Raw genomic sequence first — 21,933 nt, 5'->3', positions numbered from 1 at the left:
TAGTCTTATTTTTTCGGATTCTAATCATGATCCCTCATTCGAATTATCGCTATTAGTGGATATAGATAATTAGTTTTGATAATTGTTTTTCCAGTAATTTTTATAGAGTTTTTGGCGGCAATTGAACTCATAGATAACTTATCTTCGAGAGAAATAGGAGTAATTCCCTTCTCTATATCTTCCAGTTAATTCTTCCCTTGAAGCATGTCATACTTTTCAATGCATACAGATTATATTATTGTAAGGTACCCATCCAGCTTATTTATTTCAGATAATCTATCCCAAATTATCGGTCCCGAATTATCTGTTTACTCCATGGATTTGCTCTATGTGTCACGGATTTATACTCTGAACCATACCCTGTTCTCGGTATAATAGAATTATAGAGTTATTAATTCCGCCTTTTAAAATGAAATCTGAAGATGCAAAGCTGTAAAACATGATGCCTTTAAATAACTCCTGAACACAGGCTTTATTCATGAACCGCAACCCTGTAAATCTCTACATCAATAATTTCTCTTTCTTTTTGATGGAAATCGAAAGTCCGTTTAATAGGGAATTTCGCAACGTAAGAGTGTGTAATGACCGCAGGCTTAATGAACTTTTGGATAAATGCAAGGCTTCCGCGGTTGTGGATGGAATATATTATCTCACTTGTTCTTAACGCTGACGAAAGGAAAGGTCTGTCCCTGCCTTTAACTCTTGCCCCGAATGGAGGGTTCATAAGTGTGGTTTTTACATGCCCTGAAACTTCCGTAATATCGGAGCAGATGAACTCCACTTCCACTCCAAGCTTTTCGGAGTTTTTTTTTGCAACCTCAAGCGCCTTCGGGTCCGTATCATACCCCACAACCTTCCCGGCTCCCAGAAATTTTGCCCCTATTGCAAGAATACCGGTACCACAGCCCAGGTCCTGGACCGATTCGTCAAGATCTCCCTGCATGTAAGCGAAATGGAGTATTTCCGCAACAAGGGGAGAAGGAGTTTGGTATTGCTCAAGCTCAAGTTCGGGATCGGAAAAACCTTCGACCTCTTCGAGCAGTATTTCAAGTTTTCTCTGTTTCATATCTTTTGATTAATCTGTGTTTTATATTCAGTAAAAGGTTATGCAGTCATCTGGAAAAAGGTTATACGGGTTCCTCGGTAATTTCGTCCAGCACAAGCTTTTCCCATTCACGTTCTCCAAGCACGATCTCAAACTCCTGTGGCGTCAGCATGGGAGAGGGAAAACGTCCCACTTCATCCACAGCAAGCCGTGGACAGGCAGTGTTTACGAAAGCATCAACCTTGAACTGAAGCAGCTGATCAGGAGTTACGAGGTCGATAAGGATCAGGTGAGCTTCTTTTCCATGTTTCCTTGCAAGTTCTTTGAGAGAAGAAGCAAGTTCCAATCTCATCTGCCCGTTTTTGCTTGAGACAATGATCCCGAAAACCTGCGCATCCAGAGACTTTGCAATTACCGCACTCCGCTGGCGGAGAACCCTTGAAGGGTCAACCTCCCGGACTTCACCGGAAAATGGGTCAGCTGCAAGGACACGTTTTTTTGTGGAAAGAGATACCCCAAGGGGATGGAAATCCCCGCTTCCAATATAAAGGTACTCATCACAATCTTCATCCCTTGCTGCCGAGAAATTGCAGCCGAGCACCTGCCCCGCATAGGCAAGCCTGGAGTCCCCAAGCCCGATAACGCAGGTCTTTTCCTGATTCTCGAGCACACTGCATACATCCGGAAGCTTATGGACATGCTGAACAGTGGTGATCAGCCCTATTCTCTGTCCTTTAAGTTCAGGGACAGCCTTCTCAACAACGTGCCGGACATCAATTGAGGAGCGAGTTTCGATAAAGTACACTTTATCCGAAAGCTTGACATATTCCAGTTCCGCGTGCCCGAAGTGGAAAAGGATATCAACGTGGTCAAGGAGAGTTCTGTCGAGGTCACATGCCCCGAAACAGGGGTCTCCTGAGATGAGAACCTCAGCTCCGGTGGCCTCCTCAACAGCTTTCGCAAGTTTCGGACCATTGCGTTTAAGCCCTTCAGGAAATTGAAAGCCCACAAGCTTTGCTTTCGTGTCCTTTATTACGCTGATTATATAGTCAGGTCTTAAATCGAATGCTTCACTGATCCCCAAAGACATCCTTAATCTCCACCCCTTTCTCGCCCACATCAATTGTAACGAGAACCTTGGGTTTAAATCCAAGTTCCTTTAGCTTAAGATAGCCATCTCCGCGCCCTATAACGGAAATTACATCCGTTACCTCAACACCCATATTTTTTAACGCCCTTACAAGGGCAAGAAGCGTTCCACCCGTACTGATAACGTCGTCAACGATAATTACTCTGTCTCCCTTTTTGAGCCCGTTTATATAGAGAACACCTTTCGAATATCCTGTGCTCTGGGAAAGTTCCACCTCTCCTTCAAGGAAATAAGGCCGTTTCCGGACGATGGTCAGAGGAATTCCGGTTTTCAGAGAAAGAGCATTTGCAACCGGGATGCCCATAGCTTCCACAGTCAGGATAGTGTCAACGTTTATATCTGCTATCTCTGCGATGTAATCGGAAATCTCTTCTACCATATGGGGATCGATGGAAGGTACACCATCAGAAATAGGATGGATAAAATAGTTATATTCCCCTCGCTTGATCACAGGGGACTTAATCAGTGAATCTTTCAGTCTTTCAAGCATGGTTTTAACCTTTCTGGCTGTCTCAATATTCCGGAAGTAAAAATCTTGAAAATTAAGCCTGCTCCCTCAGATACTGTTTCCCGAAGCTATGTATGGATATAAGTTTACAGATATAAGCGTACAAACCTGCTGCCGGGAAAGGGAGGTTGATGCAGGAAAACATCAAAGTACTTGATATAGCTTTGGTCTTCCGATTCCAGCCTGTTCAGATTCAGGGTGTAGGAAATTTAGAAATAAATAGTTAAGTCAGTATTAATAAATTTAAGGACACACAGATAAAAGATATGAGAATTGCAGAAAGTAAAAAATAAAAACTGAGATAAAAACTGAGAAAGCAAACACAAAAAAGGTAAAAAAGATGAAAATGGGTAAAATAAACACATCAATGGCGTTAAAATCCCATTATCAGTCTATTTCAGGCTTTAGTTGTCCTTATACAGTTACCGATTCAGTGGATTCCAGACTCAGGGAGCTTGCATCCTCTGCAGAATTGAGCAGTCCGAGAACTTCATAAGGATTAGTATCTGCCTGATTCATTTCGTTCAGGGTAGCCTCATCAATATCAATGGCTGCGAGCTCCGTAACAAGGTCTCCCCAATTTTCAGGATTCATAAGCCAGAGATCCTTCTGATATTTTGAAACCCAGGAAGGATCGTCTTCTTTTGCCCCGCAATTCGCACTTACGACATCGGAGTTATATCCCAGCACAACTGCCTTAAGAGTTCCGGCATTTCTATCCTTGACAACGAAAATTCCAGCAAGGTTACTTCCAATTGCATCCACTTCTTCGTCTGTCAGGTCAGAAACAAAAATCCCTCCCTTTCCGGGGGTGGCATCCCAGCGCTTTACGAAAACATCTTCTTTGCACCAGCGAGGGGAGGAGAAAACCGTATAACTTACCCCTTCTTCAAGTGGGTAATTATCTTCCATCCAGTTTGCAAGCACAAAACCGCTAGAGACTCCGGGACAGAAGTGATTGTGCAATTGCAGGCACTGCATAAGTTCATAATCGAGATTTCCTGTAGCCCAGGCATTGGAAATTGTAAGGATGGCAAATTCACGCCCGTTAAAAACAGCAGAATTCACTTTTTCATTCCAGGCCGCTATGGACTCCGGGCTTCCGGAAAGCGTATCAAACTCTATATTTTCCGTCACCTGGTAGCTGATCTGATCCTCATCTCCGTATGAGACCTCAATATAAGTACAACTCCCGCTTGATTTGTCAAAGAAGGCAAACCAGAGGGGGGCATTTCTTGCGTTCTGGACTACAAGCAGGTTCTTTGTATACTGCAACTCCTTTCCATAAAACTCTGAATAGAAATCATTTAGAAAAGAATCAGAATCTGCAGGAGAACCGATATCAGTCAATATAAAAGTGTTTTCAGGCCCAAGCGCTCCCAGCTCTGCTTCGGCTGTGGAAAAGACCTGATCCATCAGTTCCTTATCATCAACTGGAGGATTAACATTTCCCGTTGAGTTGAGAAGCCCGAGAACTTCATAGGGATTGGAACCCGCCCGTTTCATGTCACTCAGGGTATCCTTATCAATGTCAATGGCTGCGATTTTCGTAACAAGTCCTTCCTCGTCCCAGTTTTCTCTGTCCATGAGCCAGAGGTCCATCAAGTATTTCGAAAGCCAGGCAGGATCGCCTTCTTTTGCCCCGCACTTCGCATTCACGACATCAAAGTCAAATCCGAGCGCCACTGCCTTCATAGTTCCGGCATTTTTATCCGTAACCACAAAGATTCCGGCAGGAGAGTTCCCGATTGCTTCTATCTCTTCATCCGTGAGCGCAGAGACAAAGATACCTCCTTTTCCAGGGGTGGCATCCCAGCGCTTTACAAAAACGTCTTCTTTGCACCATTTAGGGCAGGAGAAAACAGTATAACTTACCCCTTCCTCAAGCGGGTAATTTTCTTCCATCCAGTTCGCAAGCACAAAGCCACTGGAAACCCCTGGACAGAAGTGGTTGTGAAGTTCCAGGCACTGCATCAGGCCATAATCAAGATTTCCTGTAGCCCAGGCATTGGAAATTGTAAGGATGGCAAATTCGCGCCCGTTAAACACCTTTGTACTTACTTTTTCATTCCAGGCTGCTATGGACTTCTTATTTTTCGAAAGTTCATCGAAGTCTATAGTTTCGGTCGCCTGATAGCTGATTTCATTCTCATCCCCGTATGAAACCTCTATATAAGTACAGTTCCCGCTGGATTTGTTAAAGAAAGCAAACCAGAGAGGGGCATTCCTGGCGTTCTGGACTACAAGCAGGTTCTCTGTATACTGTAACTCCCTTCCGTAAAACTCCGAATAGAAATCGTCCAGAAAAACATAGGATTCTGCAGGAGATCCTAGATCAGTAATAATAAGGGTATCTTCAGGACCAATATCTCCAAGGTTTGCTTCGGCTAAGGCAAAAACCTGAGCCATCAACTCCTGGTTATCAGATTCATGTGCCATCCCCGGTATGGAACAAAGGGAGAAGACAAGTATTGTCAGTAAAACAAAATCTATGATTTTTGTTTTGATTTTTCGATTAGCAATTACACGTATTCCAATCATGCTTTTTCCTCTACTACCCGTTAATTATTTTGTTAATTTTATAACAAAATAGTATTTGTTAGAGAATATAGCTTAACAAATAAGACAAAATTTTAATTTTATGTTTTTTAGTATTACAAAAGAAGAGAAAAATAATACATAAATCTTTCGAATTTTGTTAACGTTGAAGACTGGATCAGCAGAAAAAGAAAAGGAAAAGGAAATTTACGGGAATAAAGGGAAAGAAGAGGGAAAAAAAGAGAAAGAAAAAGGGAGAAAAAAGAGAGAGGGAAAAAAGAGAAAAAAAGGGAGGAAAAAGAGAGAGGGAAAAAAGAGAAAAAAAGGAAAGAAAAAGAAATCGAAAAATCAGAATACGGTATCGAAAAGTCCGACTACGAACTCTGCCAGTTCCTTACTTTTCTCCGTGGAGGTCATCAGGGTATCTGCACGGCAGGCCCGGCAACCAAGCTTCTCAAAAGCGAATTCGTCTGCTCTGTCCCTTTCATCGAAAACAAAGACGTCAAGGAATTCCTGATAGTACTCCGCAACTCCCATGGAAGAAACTTCAAGCCCACAGGCCTGCATCAGTTTCCCGGCAGGGCCACTGACAGGAGCATTTCCTATGATCGGGCTGACTGCAACAACCTTTTTCTGTTTCAGCAGTTCTCTCATTCCCGGCAGGGAGATAATGGGCCCTATGCTGGTTATGGGATTACTCGGACCTATGAGGACTCTGTCATCCTTTTCAAGAGCTTCAATAACCTTTTTAGCAACTGAAGCTTCAGAAACGCCTCTGATGTCAACTCCAAGCACATCAGGCTCTCCGTGTTTTCCAACCCAGAAGTCCTGAAAATGCATAACCCCATTCAGGGTCTCAATACAGGTAGAAACAGGGTCATCGGACATAGGGAAAATGTTTGCCTGAATCCCTAAAAAGGATGCAAGCTTTACTGTCGCTTCCGAAAGGGATGCCCCCTCCCGGATGAGATTTGAACGGATAATATGGATTGCCCGGTCCCTGTCCCCAAGCTTCAAGCTTTCTTCAACCCCGAGTTCCTGCATACGTTCATAAGTCCTGAAAGTATCGTTTTCTATACCCCACCATTTCTTTCGGTCTATCTGATCTGAGAAGAGATAGAGCACTGTATCAAGGTCCGGAGAGATAAGGTTCCCAGAAACCCACAGGTCTTCAGCAGTGTTTACAACAACAGTCAATTCCTCCGGTGGGAGGATGTCCTTGAGCCCGTCAAGGAGTTTGGGAGTTCCGGTGCCGCCTGACAATATGATCATGATAAATACCTTTCCCGGATTTTTTCAGACTTTGGATAGCAGGTGCTCCTGCAACTTATCCAGCATCAAAGTTAGCATCAAAGATTGCATCAAAGTTAGCATCAAAGATAGCATCAAAGTTAGCATCAAAGTTAGCATCAAAGTAATAGATACAGCAATATATAATGACATCTGTCTAAAGAATAATGAAAGTAGTCCTTGATCCCGTACACGGTTACATCGAAATGGATGAAATCGTCCAGGAACTTCTGGCTACCCCCCAGATGCAGCGTCTCAGAAGGATTAAGCAGCTTGGCTTTTCAAACCTTGTATATCCGGGAGCAAACCATACCCGTTTTGAACACTCCCTCGGAGCCATGCACCTTGCCTCCATACTGATGAAAAACCTCAATTCTATTGAAAAGGATAAAAAAACAGAGATCAGAGCTGCCTCCCTTTTGCACGATGTAGGGCATGGGCCGTATTCCCACGTAACCGAGAATGCTATTGACAAGTATACCCGGCACAGGCATGATGATGTAAAGGAAATTGTAGGGAAAGGAGAAATAAAAGAAGTACTGAAAAAGCATGGAATTTCCCCTGGAGACCTTGCAAAACACATCAAAGGCGAAACCTCTTTAGGACAGATCCTCAGCAGTGAGATCGATGTGGACAGGATGGACTACCTTGTCCGGGACTCCCACTACACGGGGGTTGCCTTCGGGGTCGTGGACTACAACCGCCTGATCAACCAGATGCACTTTTACGAAAACAGGCTTGTTATCGACTACGGGGGGTTGAAAGCTGCCGAATCTCTTCTGGTCTCCCGTTTCTGGATGAATACCTCGGTTTACTATCATCACGTGACCAGAATTTCGGAAGCAATGTGTTCAAAAGCCGTGGAGTATATGGTCAAGAATGGGGAACTTGATCCATCCAGGCTCAGGCAGATGGATGACACAGACCTGACAGCAGCCATGCGAAACGCAAGCGGATATGCAGGAGAACTTGCCAGACGGCTGGATTCACGCAAACTCTATAAGCGGGCGCTTTATACAGGGCTTGAAGATGCAGGAAAAGGTGTACTCAAGCACCGAGATAAAATTGAGAGAGCTGAGAAGGAGATTGCAGAACTTGCAGGAGTAGACTCTCAATGCGTGCTTGTGGATATTCCAAAGACCCCTGAAATGCTGGAAATGAAAGCGATGATAAAAGCAGATCACAGGATGATCCCGCTTAATGAAGCTTCACATTTTGTATCAATCCTGCAGGAAGCCCATATGGATAACTGGAGAATGGGAGTCTACAGCCCAAAAGAGCACTGCGAAGCCGTGGGAAAAGCTGCAAAGGAATATTTTAACATTAAAAAGACCACAAAGCAGTTTAAGCTGAGTGATCTGGAAAAAACTTAAAATACAGGAGTAAAATTTTTGTTTAAAACCACAAGGAAAGTCTGCAGTGTAGAAATCATACTCGAGGTAAAAAAGATCGGGGAAGACTACCTGCTGACCCTTACCGGCGGGAAGGAACATGCAGGTGCTGTTGCGGTCGGGCTATTTGATGAAAAAAGCAGGAGAGCCAGCTCTTCTGTGATAACACTTCCCGGACACAGGGAAGAGCAGCTTGCCCTGGACAGTGCAAGGCGAGTAAGCAGGGCAACAGGAAAGACATCGGTATTTGTTGCCGGAATCCATGTGGATAATATCAGCCAGCAAGAGATCAGAGAAATAGTCTCAGCCGCAGAGGAAATGGTTGGAAGCTTCATTATCTCCTGTGAAAAAAGTGACATGACTGCAAGGAGAAGCAAATAATGGAAATAACTGTAGGAATCAGCGGGGCTTCAGGGGTGCAGTATGGGATCCGCCTTCTGGAAGTGCTGGCGAAAAAAGGAATTAAGACCCATCTTGTACTGACCGAAGCTGCAAAACAGATAATCGAGATCGAAACTGATTACTTGCCCATTGAAGTGGAAAAGCTTGCAACCTGGAATTATTTTCAGAAAGACTTTTCAGCCCCCATAGCCAGCGGTTCATATAAAACTGCAGGCATGGTCATCGCTCCCTGCAGCATGAAAACCCTCGGGGCAGTTGCAAACGGGATATCAGACACCCTGATAACAAGGGCTGCAGACGTCTGCCTGAAAGAGGAAAGAAAACTGATCCTGATGACAAGGGAAACTCCCCTGAACCTGATACACCTCGAGAACATGCTGAAGGCTAAAAGGGCTGGGGCAAGCATTCTCCCGGCATGTCCGGGTTTCTATTCCAGACCGAAAACCCTGGATGACCTCATAGACACCATGGCAGGCAGGGCGCTTGACCTTTTAGGAGTGGAAAACGACATATACCAGCGTTGGGAGTGAAAAAACGACTCAGGATCGGGAAACCCCTGCACAAATTCCAGAATTAAAGTAAGTAAAGCTGGAAGTGTTGATTCATAAAGTCAGATTACAGGTGTATGTTCTAACGAAAGCTATATAAAGGATAATAGCCTTTGAGAGGAAGTACCCTTGGGATAGTAGGGTAGCTTGGTCCATCCTCGAGCGTTTGGGACGCTTGGACCGCGGTTCAAATCCGCGCTATCCCATCCTTTTTCATATTTCTTATGTAATTTATCACTTTTTTTATAAAATCCTGCACAGGTAATGGCTGTTTAATATCTTTATTACTTCGGTTTACAGCGTAAAAGATATCATCCACAACAATTACTATAAAAAAATATTAATTTATAAATAAGGTCTTTATAAATAACAGATAATTTTAATATAGAAAACAGATTAATCCTGTTTTATGTGTGGGTGAATAACTCCGCAGAACTAACTGATTTAGAATCATTTTAATAGAGAAAACTTATTACTTATTTTAGGTGTGAATAAACTACTCCCTGGAACTCACCCTTTAAAATCAGACTATGTGAGCCATTTTATGTAGGGGTAAAATATCATGAAACAGATTCTTGAAACATTAAAAGGAAAGATAGCCGAAAACACCCTGACTTCCGACGACGTCTTTGCATTTACGGAAAGACTGAAAGAAAGTATGCGGGAAGGGGCCCCGATTGTCAAGAACGTCTTGCCTGCAAACATCGACATGCTCGAGATATATGCATTTGCCCTGCAGAAGATGGAGATGGCAAACGCAGGTGACAGTGGACTGAGGGCTGCAGATTGGAGAGAAAGTATCGATGACTTCAGCAAACTCAAAGAGTTCGTAGACAAACTGCAAGAGAGTGAGCTTATCAAAAACGTTGCCTGGAATGTCGGAGGCATGGCAATTTACGACATCCCTGACCCCAGTGGATATAAGAGGTATGTATACTGGAATATCAAGGCGGTTCTCGATAACATGGGGCTCTGCGAACTGCTTTAAGCTGAAAAACAGGGACAGAACACATAAAGAAATAAAAAGAAAGAAGAAATACAAAAGAAGAAACACATGCCTGTGCTTCAAGCAGGCATGTGCTGAGAACCCTTTCTTGAAAAAGAAGGTTTCGTAAATATTCAAGTTTTGTACATTTTTTCATCAATTATCGTTTTTTAGTTATAATTATTAGCTTCATACCTTCTTAGCGGTGCCTCACAACGCAGTTTGAAAGCCCAAGGATTTCCACAATATCACTGTTATCAGGGCTGTGGATTATCATCTGTCCTTTTTTGAGATAAGGAATCCTGCGTTCGTATTCTTTAGGGACGTTTAAGGATGAGATTGCAGCGTCATTATTGAGATTAAGGATCAGCTTTGTGTTGACCTGCTTGAAAACAGTGTCGTCAATATCCTGAGGGTCCTGCGTGATCAAAAAGAGCCCCAACGCTTCCTTTCTTCCCTGCCGGGCTGCGTCGGCGAAACGGGAGATGATAAGACGGGCATGTTCTCCGTTTGCACGGGAAAGATAGCGATGAGCTTCATCCAGCGCCAGGACGATTGGAGTTTCTTTAATGGCATCAATCCCTGTGGTATTGAGCTTGTTGTCAACAATCAGGCTCATGATTGTGAGCACTATGAGGTCCCTGATTCTAGGAGAACTTATGTACTCGGTTGGGAAAACCGAAATTTGCCCTGGCTTGAAGATTTTATCCACAATTTCGGTGATTGGAGTTGCATCCTGATCAAATACCTTCGGGAAAAACCGACTACTGACTCTCCTCACAATTCCATCATAAGAGGACTCATGCAGTTTTCCACTGTCAACGTAGTGGGAACGAGTACCTTCATTTTCAATGTAGTTAATGAAGTTCAGGTAGGTATGGGGAACGCTTGATTTGAAAAAGTCCCCGAGGAGCACTTCAAGCCCTATGTACTGAAGTTCAGACATTCCGGCTGCCGATATCAGCCAGGAGTTGTGCTTCACAAGGGAAAACGGAATTGTAAACTCGAGCTGTTCTGCCCTTGATTTATCTCCGGGATATTTCTGTCCGTCTACCTTTGCCACAAAAGCCTTTGTGGACTGAACCCTGCCGTAAGTGACATTTTCGGACTCAAACCTGAATTTGTCCTCTTCGGTCAGGGTTTCGTTGTCCTCAAAAAGCTGGGAATATTCGTCCTGAGGATCCATAATTACCAGGCAGGGATTTTTCCGGGCTTTATCGGGAGAATTCCGCAGTCGGTACCGGTTGCTTTCGGTCATGAACTGGCGCAGGATGTTTTTTGAGAGGAAAGTCTTTCCTGTTCCCGTGCTCCCGCAGATCAGTATATGCCTGAAAATAAGGGGGTCGCCCAGAAAATAATCGTTTCTCAGGTAATAGGCAACTGTTTCGGGTTCAGAGTGGGTCTTTACAAGTTCTCCTCCAACGCTGAGGTGCCCCAGGAAAACCCCCTCTTCAGGTATGTTCAACCCTGTTTGAACTTCAAGCCTATCCGTAACAGGCAGTATAGGAGTATTCGGGCGAGGAATTCTGTCTGCCATCCTGCGTGTAAGTGCACTATCTGATTTTTTCCGGTACAGGATGCAAAGAGGGTCAAGGCAGGCAAGAAACTTATAGTCTGCCTCATTCATAGGGCTTGCCCGGGCATTCAGCATGCGCCTCGAATGGATTTCAGTTGCATCATCCACTGCAAACTCCTGCCTGTACTGAAGTTTTCCTACCCTTGCAAAGAGTTTTTCTCCACCCTCATACGGCACAACAACATATGTCCCAAGCCTAATCTCACTCCTGCGGGCAGAAGCAATGTATCCAGTAATTGTAGCTCCCGAGTGAGTTATTTCCAGAGGCTCTATACCGGTTGTGACAATTCCGAAAGCTTCATCCAGAGATGGAGTAACTCCGGAGGTTTCAAAATCATAGCCATCAAATGCTTCAAATGGAAGTTCATCTTTTCCGGAAAGCCTTGCAACAAAAGAGTTATCCGGGGAAAAAGAGGACGTGAGCTCCGGAACAGCCTGTGAACGGCTGGGAAGAGCCTGAGAGGCTGTATTTGAACCATTATTTAAAGAGTTATGCGGATCGGCTTCCATAGGAGCTTCAGCTGAAGAAACAGGGAATTCTTCAAAAGCTGGCAGTGAGTCCAAGCCGGGGACTTCCGTAAGCAGATCCTTTTCCAGGTCTTTTTTTTCCAGATCCCTCGCCTTGGAACTTTCATCTGAGCCTGCATTATCGTCGGATTCGGCATCCTTTTCAGAAGCAGAAGTAGGTTTTGACTTATTGGAAATAAAAGCCAGAATATCGGCATCTTCATATTTCATTGATATTACCCCACCGAGTGTCATTATAAGAGATATCAGGACTCATATTTTCAAAAAATTTATCGATCTCCTGCCTCTCCACTTTCCTGATTTTTGCGAGGTGGTCTGCCTTTGTGAGAGTGAGGGGAAAACCATGCAAAGAAAGGTCAAAGAGCACTTTTTTGGTAATTTGCATGCGCAGGAAATCATCCTTAATAAGCCCATAAGGAGCTTCAACCTTAAAAACCACATCCGTGGAAGGTACGTAAAGCATGAAGAAACAGAGAGCATAGTCCTCAGGCGAAAACTTATGCCTGAGCTCTTGCTGGAATGCATCCCCGGCTGCAAGAGGAGAAGTCCCGTTAAGCATCCTTTCGTAAAATCGGTTGGGCTGCAAAAACCAATTAGTGTAAGTAATGTAAGTATTTCTGGAACCGTTATACTTGCCGTTTTTCCCGTTGGTTTTCGAATTATGTCTGTCATGCCCCTGCCCTCTCTGGCCTTCAACCTTGTAAAGGGAGAGAAGGTTTCGGAAAAACTGTGAATCAAGCATCCAGGGCAGGTCAAAACCTTCCCTTTTCTTCCGGACGCTGTCCATGATCTGCACGTCAGTCGGATTTTTTACAAAGCCTATCACAGGTCTCTTTTTTTCCAGAAAATGGTCCATAATATCAATGTAATTCTGGAGGATTTTTCGGGCATTATTGTTCTGCCGGATTTGCACTTCCTCGTCGTCCAGCACCATCCAGTACATGAGCTGTTTCGGATAAAGAGGCCCGTCCATTATGAAAAAGCTCTCCGGTTCTAACAGATCCTTCATGAAAAGCATGTGCTCGGATTCTGCCAGGTACATGGCTAAACTGTGCACCATGTCAGGAGCCTTTCTTTTCAGCTCGTCCGGAGCAATTGTTACCAGCTTTGCCCTCCCAAGCCCTTCATCGAAGGTTTCCCAGCCTGATGTCGCTCGCATTGCTATCCTCTGCGAAGAAGAATAAGCCGCACAGACAATTGTTCTGCACCTCTGGACATCAAGATCGGTAGGTGTTGCAGCCAGCCCGCAGTGGCAAAAGTCAACAAAAAGCCCACTGTCGTAAGTTTTCGGGTTCGTGCTCCCGCTGTCACAGGCATAAGTAACAGGATACGGATCCTCGCCCTGTGTCATCAGCTCGGGCCTGACCATCCCCCGAAAGAGCCTTTCCACAGCCTTCAGGATTACTTTCCCGTCAATCTTCAATTCCTCAAGCAGAAAATAAATATCAGCTGCCGTTTTTGATTCATCAGCTTCAAATGAACGGTCAATCCTCTCTGCAAGCTCCGAGATCTTATGCATATGCACGGGCTCAAGGGTCATGAATAAAAGATACTTAAAGAGTAATATATATTTGTTGAGTGGGAGATGGAATAGAGGGTAGATAGAAGGCAGATTTTCTGAGAAACAGGTGCTGAAAATAAGAAATATACAACTGTTTTTTAGGAAAAATCCTCTCAAATGATAGAGAAAAAAGATAGAAAACGGAAATCACAAGCTAAGTACAATTAGAGAGTTATCTCAGTACGCAGTCCCCCAGAAAGAGATACTTTGTAAGGATTCCCAGCTTTAATACTCAATCATCGCTGAAAAAGAAAATATTCTAAATTGTCGGGCGACCTGTTTGGGGTGAAGTGGCCGTTCGAAATTGATTTTTCGGTTTTATCTAAATTTCCTCAGTATAGCAAGTCCGATAAGGAGGGTTCCTGAAAAACCTATCAGGAAGGAGGGGATTTTTGGGGGATTTCTTACGACTTCTACTGATGCTCTTGCCTGAACGTAGGGTTTGAGATCTTTGGATATGAATGCGTCTGGAGTTTCGAGATAAGGGTTAATTCCCATCAAGGAAGAGACTGTGTATATTTTTGGAGAGATATTGTCAAAGGTCTGATTTTCCGAGCTGGATTTCAAGCCTGACCCATGTGAGTTTTCGGCGGAGATTCTTAGTTTTTTCTGGGCTATCCCTGCAAGACCTTTGTCATTTTCATAAGCACCTGCAAGGAAGAGGTAGTCTCCTGGAGGAAGTTCGAAGCTTTTTAGGGAAAAAGTGCTCTGGTCTTTTTCGCTTATACTTATAATACCATTGCCTTTTCCGATAAGAGCCTGGATATTGCTCTCAAGCTCTCCTTTTCCGGTTTCGGACTCAGATTCAATCAAACTGGCATTTAAACTCCTGAGAATATCGTTCCCGTTCACGATGGGCCTGATTCCGATATTCATCCGGCCTGAATTTGTGCCTTCAGATGTTGTATAGGCATCTTCACTTATCAGTAAAGCCCAGTACGTATAATTCTTCTGAACAGGTGCATTCTTCAGTTTCAGATTGACTTCAAAACTTTCGCCTTCCTCGAAGGTATACGGAACTCTGGCTTCCAGTTCGTATTTGAGAACTTCGAAATAGTTCGCTAAAAGAATCTCTTTTTCGGATTCAGGTTTTTCATTTTCGTTTCCTGCGAGGGTTATAAGGACCCAGTAACTTCCAGCAGGAAGAGGACCAACAGTTAGAGGAGATAAGTCTCCGTATTTGTTCAAAGTCCCGGGTATCTGGATATAAAATTCCGTGTTACTATTGAAAACATCTTCAAGGGAAATCGTACTTTCATTTATGCCGTTTGAAATGCCATTTTCAGGAAGAAACGGGCTTTTTTCCTTAACAAGATATATTTTAATTTTCTGCTGTCCGAGAGTTTCAGGCCCTCTATAGATTATCTTCACTTTCTCGTTTACAGTATAAAAAGAACGAAGAGAATAGGAATATGATTGTATGAATTTCAAATGGTTCCAGCTGCTGCCCCCTACTTTTATCTCAGGTATCACCGACTCGTTTCCTGCGCTGTCATTCCAGTTGTATACCTTTATTTCAGGGCTCATTTCCCCATTTTTTAGAGTTTGTGTATCATTGTACACTTCGGTTTTTGATTCATTTTTCGCCCCAATATATTGTTCATTATTTGCATCTGTTTTTTGTTCAAAGATAACGTTGGAGCTTGTGAGATAATCTAATCCAGTAATGCCATCTGTTTTTTCTTCAGAGCTAACTTGGGAGCCTGCCGGACAATCTAATCCGGAACTGGCATCTGTTTTTTGGTTCTGCCTGTCTACTACATTACTTGAATCTGTTTTTTGATTTTGGCAGTCTACTACGTCAACTGGACCTGTTTTTTGTTTATGATCATCTACTACATTACTTGCATCTGTTTTTTGTTTATGATCATCTACTACATTACTTGCATCTGTTTTTTGTTTATGATCATCTACTACATTACTTGCATCTGTTTTTTGTTTATAAGAATATACTATGCCACTTGAATCTGTTTTTTGTTTATGATCATCTACTACATTACTTGCATCTGTTTTTTGTTTATAAGAATATACTACATTACTTGCATCTGTTTTTTGTTTATGAGAATATACTATGCCACTTGAATCTGTTTTTTGTTTATGATCATCTACTACATTACTTGCATCTGTTTTTTGTTTATGACCATCTACTACATTACTTGAATCTGTTTTTTGTTTATGATCATCTACTACATTACTTGCATCTGTTTTTTGTTTATGACCATCTACTACATTACTTGCATCTGTTTTTTGTTTATGACCATCTACTACATTACTTGCATCTGTTTTTTGTTTATGACCATCTACTACGTCACTTGCATCTGTTTTTTGTTTATGACCATCTACTACGCCACTTGAATCTGTTTTTTGTTTATGATTATCTACTACGCCACTTGAATCTGTTTTTTGTTTATGACCATCTACTACGCCACTTGAATCTGTTTTTTGATTATGATTATCTACTACGCCACTTGAATCTGTTTTTTGTTTATGATTATCTACTACGCCACTTGAATCTGTTTTTTGTTTATGACCATCTACTACGTCACTTGCATCTGTTTTTTGTTTATGATCACCTACTACGCCACTTGAATCTGTTTTTTGTTTATGATCACCTACTACGCCACTTGAATCTGTTTTTTGTTTATGATTATCTACTACGCCACTTGAATCTGTTTTTTGTTTATGACCATCTACTACATTACTTGTATCTGTTTTTTGTTTATGATCACCTACTACGCCACTTGAATCTGTTTTTTGTTTATGATTATCTACTACGCCACTTGAATCTGTTTTTTGTTTATGATTATCTACTACGCCACTTGAATCTGTTTTTTGTTTATGACCATCTACTACATTACTTGTATCTGTTTTTTGTTTATGATCACCTACTACGCCACTTGAATCTGTTTTTTGTTTATGATCACCTACTACGCCACTTGAATCTGTTTTTTGTTTATGATCATCTACTACGTCACTTGTATCTGTTTTTTGGTCCTGATCGTCTACTACATTACTTGTATCTGTTTTTTGGTCCTGATCGTCTACTACATCACTTGTATCTGTTTTTTGGTCCTGGTCATCTACTACATCACTTGTATCTGTTTTTTGGTCCCGGTTATCTACTACATTACTTGAATCTGTTTTTTGGTCCTGATCATCTACTACATTATTTACATCCGTTTTTTGGTCCTGATCATCTACTACATTATTTACATCCGTTTTTTGGTTATGGTCATCTACTACATTACTTACATCTGTTTTTTGTTTATGATTAACTACTACATCACCCGTGTCTGTTTTTTGGTTATGATCATCTACTATGTCGCCCGTGTCTGTATTTTGGTTATGATCATCTACTACGTCACTTGCATCTGTTTTTTGATTATGATCATCTACTATATTACTTACATCTATTTTTTGTTCATGATCGTCTACTACATTACTTACATCCTTTTTTTGTTCATGATAGTCTACTATGCCACTTGAGTGGCTTTTTGTGCTGTTTTCTACCCCTGTGGCTGATACTGAAATTATTGAAAAAATAAGAATTAATAAAATCCAGGTTAATTTCCATTTACTACCAAGTGTTCCTTTACACAACCCTGTTTTTTTCTTCAATCACTACACCCCTTAATTATCCTCGTTTAGACTTAAATCTGGTTTTTACGTTCCCTTTCAAAATTTCATCTTGATGGAAATCCAGTTTGTTTAGAATTAAACACTTTAAAAATTGTATACCCATTCTTGTCATACAATAATGAAAGTTGGCTAAGAGTACTTATCCGAAAAGTATTGTGACTTACTGTAACTATCACAAAATGCAATATTCACAAACGGAAAGGATACTTGGACATTAGAGGTCTATTGGAACTTATCAACATGCATTACTGACTCTTCGAATAGGCTCCAAGATTTTTTGATAATCAGCCGTAACTTGACTACAGTTGGTTACGATTTCTTATAAAAATATATCTTTTTGATACAGTTACAAAAAAAAACAAACCAGTGCTTCGGTCGTCCACTGATACAGAATTGGTGTTTTCAGGATAGAAGACCAAACGCGACTTTTGGTTGCTTTTTGATGCCTTTACAACACGATGGTTCTACAAATGCCAGGCTCACGGAAAGTGTTTGAAGTCCTCTTATTCTTTCCCAGTTTTTTCTTGTTCCTCTGGTTAAATTGGGTGAAATATATGCCCTTGAAAAAATATTAGATGAATTAGAGAAATCAAACGGCTTGTTTTTGGGCTTTCCATGGTTATTACGATAAAGGAAAACTGGTCGTCCATCATTTGTTGATTGATATTAATTCAAAATAATCGAAATACAGTTTACAGCTATTCCTTTCCCACATTTTTAGCACTGCTGTGACCGAACTGCTGTGTGGGCATACAAACGCAAGCAAAAGCCATATTTGAGAATATACCATGAAAACATCAATCAGGTATTAGTGGATAACCAAAATTAATTTGGGAAATTTATTTCAGCATTCCACCTTTCCAGAAAAACTTCTTTTTTGGACTTCGTTCAAACTTCTCAAAGCACTCCGGAGAAAGCACAGGAGACTTTGCTTCTTCAAGGGGGATGCTGAACATTCTTTTCGGCTTTCCGGCTTTGTCACCGAGCCCTATGACGACGTAAAACGGAATCTCATTGTCCCTTGCAAAGCTCCTGTAGCGTCCTAGTTGACGGGTTGCAGCCCACTGGAGTTTGCCTTTGAAGAGTTTTGACCTGTACTTGCACTCCACGCAGAAGATTTCATTGGTGGGTTTGTAGCGGAAGACAAGGTCAGGGCCGCAGTCGGATTCTACGAATCGGGTATGTTTTCTTGCCATATCTGTAGTCCACTGCACGATGGAGAATTGCTTTTCATCGAAGAGGTCCACCACGTATTTTTCGAAGTCATCTCCCTTTTGCTCGGCCTCATTTTCAAAAATAATGCTAATGATTTTTCTTAGTTTTCCGAATAACCCCATAGTTAATCACTATCGTTTTTGTGAAGCTACAGGGATACTTTAGCATATTTATAAACATGGTGGTATGAAATACAAAAAAATACTGACTGTACTCCTCAGTGAAAAGCCCGGAAAACCTTAATTTAAAAAAAGGAGTATACTATAGTAGAAGAAATATAAAGCCGAATAAAAATAATCGGGACAAAATTAAAAATCTCAGGATTCTACGCCTATGGGGAGAAGGCCGAAGAATTATCAGGAAAAGCTGATTGCACCGGAAAGGGCAGCTGAGCTTATGGAGGAAGGCTGGAAACGGGCAGATCTGCACGTGCATACTACCTGTTCTTTTGATGTGCTCCCGGCAAAAGATTTGCGTCCTGAAAGCCTTTATGAAAAAGCCCTTGGGATGGGAATGGATTTTGTAACATTTACGGACCATAATACAGTCAACGCATACGAAATTCTCGGATGGGACAGGGAAAAACTGGTCTCTGGCGTTGAAATGACCATCTATGACCCGGAGTTTGCAGGGCACACACTACATGTGAACGTTTTCGAACTTTGTAGAGAAGACTTTTTAGAACTTACAGAGATTTCAATAATAGAACATGACCTGAAGAGTTTTATAAGATATCTCAAAAGTCATAAACTGCCCTTTATCTACAACCATCCCTTCTGGTTTGAGCTTCGCCAGGAGCCTGACCTCTCTGCAGTGCCTAAACTGGCAAAATTATTTCCTGTACTTGAATATAACATGCATGAGCTCAAGCAGAAAAATGAGCTTACGATCGCCCTTGCGGAAAGGTTCGGTAAAGGCATCGCTGCAACAACGGACACCCACTCAGGGGGGCTTGGGAAGGTGTATACGCTTGCAAAGGGAGACAACTTCAGAGAATATTTCAAAAATATAGAGAAAGGAAAAAGTTACATTGTCCCTGAAGACCTTACAAGGGAAATTCTGATGGAAGAAATGAATACGTGGATAGACCTGATATTTGAAAAAAGCCAGAGAACCCGCGATATAAAAAGGTACCTGACAGGAATAAAGTCCCTGGATACAATGGTAAGGGTCTCGAGGAGCACACTTTTAAACTACTCTCCCAGGCTTAACCGGACAACCATGGACCTGCTTTATATGATCTCAAATACCGGGCTTCCAGCTTCCATCTATATTCACTCGAAAGAAAGCTTTGCAAGAAAAATTGAAAAAAAGATTGAGATTAAAAGTCAAAAGTAAAAACACAATTTTTCTCAAAGCATTTTTCTGTTTTCCAGTTAGATTGAAGCTACACTCAAAAAATAGGCTGCGTAGAAATCTGTTTTTTAAAAAAGAGATTAAAAATCAAAAGGTTTATATTACGAAATTGTTTAGAACCTATAACATAAAAAAAAATAATTTCGTATGATTTTTAATTATCAATATATCCAATATTATTAATATACAGATAAAATTGAAGAAAAATACACATCAAGGTTACCATTATCGTTCAGACTCCAAATTTAACATGTAACGTGTAGGAGTACTCAAAATTCACGCATACTATTGTCCCCACCCTCTATTGGTGCAAAGAAGAAGCAGGACAACAATGAGTTTTTCAAAATAACCGGGGCCTTTGGTGCTATTTCTGCAATCCAGGAGAAAGGAAGTAAAACAGGAAGAGGCAGCAGGATGAAACAGAGGAAACATTTCAAGAGATCAGGATTAAACAGAGGATTGAAACAGGGGCTAACTTTTGCCACACTCATTTTTATTTTTTGTGCAAACATGTATCCAGCAGGAGCGGCAGAGTCTGAAGATTCTAGAGAAAACTTTACGCCCTCAGAAGACGGAATTTTGGACCAGGTTATTACGTATATAAAAGCCCTGCTCGGAGAAGGGGAAGAATTGCAGAACTCGGAACCGATCTCCGAAGCAGCAGCTAAAGAGATGCAGCAGTCAGCAATTTCCAAAAGAACGGTTCTGAAAATCGCAACTCCAAATGTAATAAAATCTGCATCATTTATAGGAGACTCAAATCTGGGGGTTTTTACCCATCTCTCAAACCCTCCCCTCATGAAAATGGACTCTGAGGGGCACCTTGCAGGTCAGCTTGCTGAAAGCTACGAGGTTTCGGAAAATAACACGTGCTGGACCTTTTACCTGAAAGATGACCTCTACTGGAGTGACGGAGAACCGGTGACCCCGGAAGATATAGAATTCTCAATCCGCTACTACGGGAAAGAGACCCCCTGGGCCAGCTGGATCAATAATACCCTGGAAAGTTCGACCGTATCGGAAGATAACAATTCCGTGACCTTCAAATTCAACAAGCCTTACACCCGCATCGACCTGGAGTTTGCGACCTACAATATCCTTCCTGCTCATGTATGGGAAACGATAGAAAACCCGATGGAATACATAAACAATGGCCCCTATGTGGGCTGCGGACCTTACTATCTCAAACTGATAGACCTCAATGCCGGAAAACTCGTTTTTGAGAAAAATCCTTACTGGAAAGGAAAAGCCCCGGCATTCGGAAGTGTGGTGGTCCATTTCTACTCAAACGTGGACGTTGCCACCCTTGCCCTAAAAAACGGGGATGCCGACACTTACTACAAATACGCAGGGTCGTACCCTTATTCCGAAATTGGGCAGCTTGAAGAAACCGGAGATTTTGATTTTCTGGAAAAAACGGATATCGGACTGATTTTCCTTGCCCCGAACCTGGAAAAAGCTCCTTTTTCGGACCTGAAATTCAGGGAAGCTCTTGCCTATGCCATAAATTATAAAGAAATCGTCAGGCTTGAAACCCTAGGGTATGGGGAAGTCCCTAACCGTGGTTTTGTGCCACCTGTGATGGAGTCGTTTAAGGAAACTGAAAAACTTGAGTATGACCCTGAAAAAGCCAGAGAGATTCTGGAAGAAGCAGGATATTCGGACAGCAACGGGGACGGAATCCTGGAAGGAAAAGACGGAGAAAACATCGAACTTGAAATCCTTATCCGGCCCGAGTACGCCCGCACAGGCGAACTTCTTAAAGAGTATTTTGAGAATGTGAGTCTTGCCGCCGACCTGAGGACTGCGGATTCGGATACCTGGATTACCCTGAAAGACAATTATGAATATGACCTGACCGTTACCCGTTCCACCCCCTGGGGCATGCTGATGCACGCAAGCTGGGGGAGCGGCTACTTCGATTCCAGAAGGACAGGACAAGGAGTCATGCACAACGTGGACAACCCCGAGTTCCTGGAACTCTGCGATGAGATCCTGGCAACAACGGACCCTGCAGAACTTGAAACCTGTGCCCACGAGCTTCAGGACTACTATGCAGAAGAGCTGCCCGCAATTCCCCTCTACTGGAACAATGTGGTAACGCCGTTCAACCGGGAATTCGATTGCTGGTATGCAGACCCCCTCTACGGGATCTATAACCTGGAAAACTTCGTGAATGTAAGGAAAAATTCTGCTTAAGG

Annotated in this window: 15 protein-coding genes and 1 tRNA gene; 7 read left to right on the top strand and 9 right to left on the bottom strand. The window is 42.3% G+C overall.

Features of this window, described 5'->3' with window-relative positions; genetic code table 11:
- Nucleotides 1–472: 472 nt before the first annotated feature.
- From MSWHS_RS02555 to cofD, 5 genes are all read right to left on the bottom strand, one after another.
- Complete coding sequence (locus tag MSWHS_RS02555) at nt 473–1,066, bottom strand: METTL5 family protein (RefSeq protein WP_048125771.1); 594 nt, start codon at nt 1,064–1,066, stop codon at nt 473–475.
- A gap of 61 nt (nt 1,067–1,127) precedes the next feature.
- The gene (dph2, locus tag MSWHS_RS02550) at nt 1,128–2,135 is read right to left on the bottom strand and encodes a diphthamide biosynthesis enzyme Dph2 (RefSeq protein WP_048158722.1); all 1,008 of its coding nucleotides are present in this window, start codon (nt 2,133–2,135) and stop codon (nt 1,128–1,130) included.
- A complete protein-coding gene (gene hpt / locus MSWHS_RS02545; RefSeq protein ID WP_048125767.1) occupies nt 2,116–2,685 on the bottom strand; it encodes a hypoxanthine/guanine phosphoribosyltransferase in 570 nt (189 codons plus the stop codon). The genes dph2 and hpt overlap by 20 nt, the downstream gene beginning before the upstream one ends.
- A gap of 432 nt (nt 2,686–3,117) precedes the next feature.
- Nucleotides 3,118–5,244 carry an FmdE family protein gene (locus MSWHS_RS02540; protein WP_048158721.1) on the bottom strand — a complete coding sequence of 709 codons (2,127 nt, stop codon included), beginning with the start codon at nt 5,242–5,244 and terminating at the stop codon, nt 3,118–3,120.
- A 345-nt stretch (nt 5,245–5,589) separates the two neighbouring features.
- The gene (gene cofD, locus MSWHS_RS02535; protein WP_048125756.1) at nt 5,590–6,513 is read right to left on the bottom strand and encodes a 2-phospho-L-lactate transferase; all 924 of its coding nucleotides are present in this window, start codon (nt 6,511–6,513) and stop codon (nt 5,590–5,592) included.
- Nucleotides 6,514–6,698: 185 nt separating this feature from the next.
- On the opposite strand from cofD, the gene MSWHS_RS02525 reads away from it, so the two are divergent.
- The 5 genes from MSWHS_RS02525 to MSWHS_RS02505 all read left to right on the top strand — a co-directional run bounded on the left by MSWHS_RS02525 (nt 6,699) and on the right by MSWHS_RS02505 (nt 9,860).
- The gene (locus tag MSWHS_RS02525; RefSeq protein ID WP_048125754.1) at nt 6,699–7,904 is read left to right on the top strand and encodes an HD domain-containing protein; all 1,206 of its coding nucleotides are present in this window, start codon (nt 6,699–6,701) and stop codon (nt 7,902–7,904) included.
- Nucleotides 7,905–7,922: 18 nt separating this feature from the next.
- Nucleotides 7,923–8,303: a hypothetical protein gene (locus MSWHS_RS02520; protein WP_048125752.1), complete on the top strand. Its 381-nt coding sequence runs from the start codon at nt 7,923–7,925 to the stop codon at nt 8,301–8,303.
- Nucleotides 8,303–8,854 (top strand): UbiX family flavin prenyltransferase, encoded by a 552-nt coding sequence (locus MSWHS_RS02515; protein ID WP_048125750.1) that lies wholly within the window; start codon nt 8,303–8,305, stop codon nt 8,852–8,854. The genes MSWHS_RS02520 and MSWHS_RS02515 overlap by 1 nt, the downstream gene beginning before the upstream one ends.
- A gap of 149 nt (nt 8,855–9,003) precedes the next feature.
- Nucleotides 9,004–9,078, top strand: a tRNA-Pro gene (locus MSWHS_RS02510).
- Between the two features lie 356 nt (nt 9,079–9,434).
- The gene (locus tag MSWHS_RS02505) at nt 9,435–9,860 is read left to right on the top strand and encodes a hypothetical protein (protein ID WP_048125748.1); all 426 of its coding nucleotides are present in this window, start codon (nt 9,435–9,437) and stop codon (nt 9,858–9,860) included.
- 196 nt (nt 9,861–10,056) lie between these two features.
- Here the strand turns inward: MSWHS_RS02505 and MSWHS_RS02500 are convergent, their stop codons facing one another.
- The 4 genes from MSWHS_RS02500 to MSWHS_RS02485 form a co-directional block, all read right to left on the bottom strand.
- Nucleotides 10,057–12,171: an ATP-binding protein gene (locus MSWHS_RS02500; RefSeq protein WP_231585542.1), complete on the bottom strand. Its 2,115-nt coding sequence runs from the start codon at nt 12,169–12,171 to the stop codon at nt 10,057–10,059.
- Nucleotides 12,161–13,501, bottom strand: coding sequence for a DNA double-strand break repair nuclease NurA (locus tag MSWHS_RS02495; protein ID WP_048158718.1), 1,341 nt, complete (start codon nt 13,499–13,501; stop codon nt 12,161–12,163). The genes MSWHS_RS02500 and MSWHS_RS02495 overlap by 11 nt, the downstream gene beginning before the upstream one ends.
- A 339-nt stretch (nt 13,502–13,840) precedes the next feature.
- Nucleotides 13,841–17,140, bottom strand: coding sequence for a TIGR04279 domain-containing protein (locus MSWHS_RS18295; protein ID WP_052722537.1), 3,300 nt, complete (start codon nt 17,138–17,140; stop codon nt 13,841–13,843).
- An 860-nt stretch (nt 17,141–18,000) separates the two neighbouring features.
- Nucleotides 18,001–18,498: a hypothetical protein gene (locus tag MSWHS_RS02485; protein WP_048125742.1), complete on the bottom strand. Its 498-nt coding sequence runs from the start codon at nt 18,496–18,498 to the stop codon at nt 18,001–18,003.
- A gap of 211 nt (nt 18,499–18,709) precedes the next feature.
- Between MSWHS_RS02485 and MSWHS_RS02480 the strand changes: the two genes are divergently transcribed.
- Nucleotides 18,710–19,714, top strand: coding sequence for a PHP domain-containing protein (locus tag MSWHS_RS02480; RefSeq protein ID WP_197074008.1), 1,005 nt, complete (start codon nt 18,710–18,712; stop codon nt 19,712–19,714).
- Nucleotides 19,715–20,146: 432 nt separating this feature from the next.
- Nucleotides 20,147–21,931 carry an ABC transporter substrate-binding protein gene (locus MSWHS_RS02475; RefSeq protein ID WP_048130178.1) on the top strand — a complete coding sequence of 595 codons (1,785 nt, stop codon included), beginning with the start codon at nt 20,147–20,149 and terminating at the stop codon, nt 21,929–21,931.
- The last annotated feature ends 2 nt before the right edge of the window (nt 21,932–21,933 follow it).

Source organism: Methanosarcina sp. WWM596, assembly GCF_000969965.1.
Classification (GTDB): domain Archaea; phylum Halobacteriota; class Methanosarcinia; order Methanosarcinales; family Methanosarcinaceae; genus Methanosarcina.
This window is presented reverse-complemented; position numbering and strand designations above follow the sequence as displayed.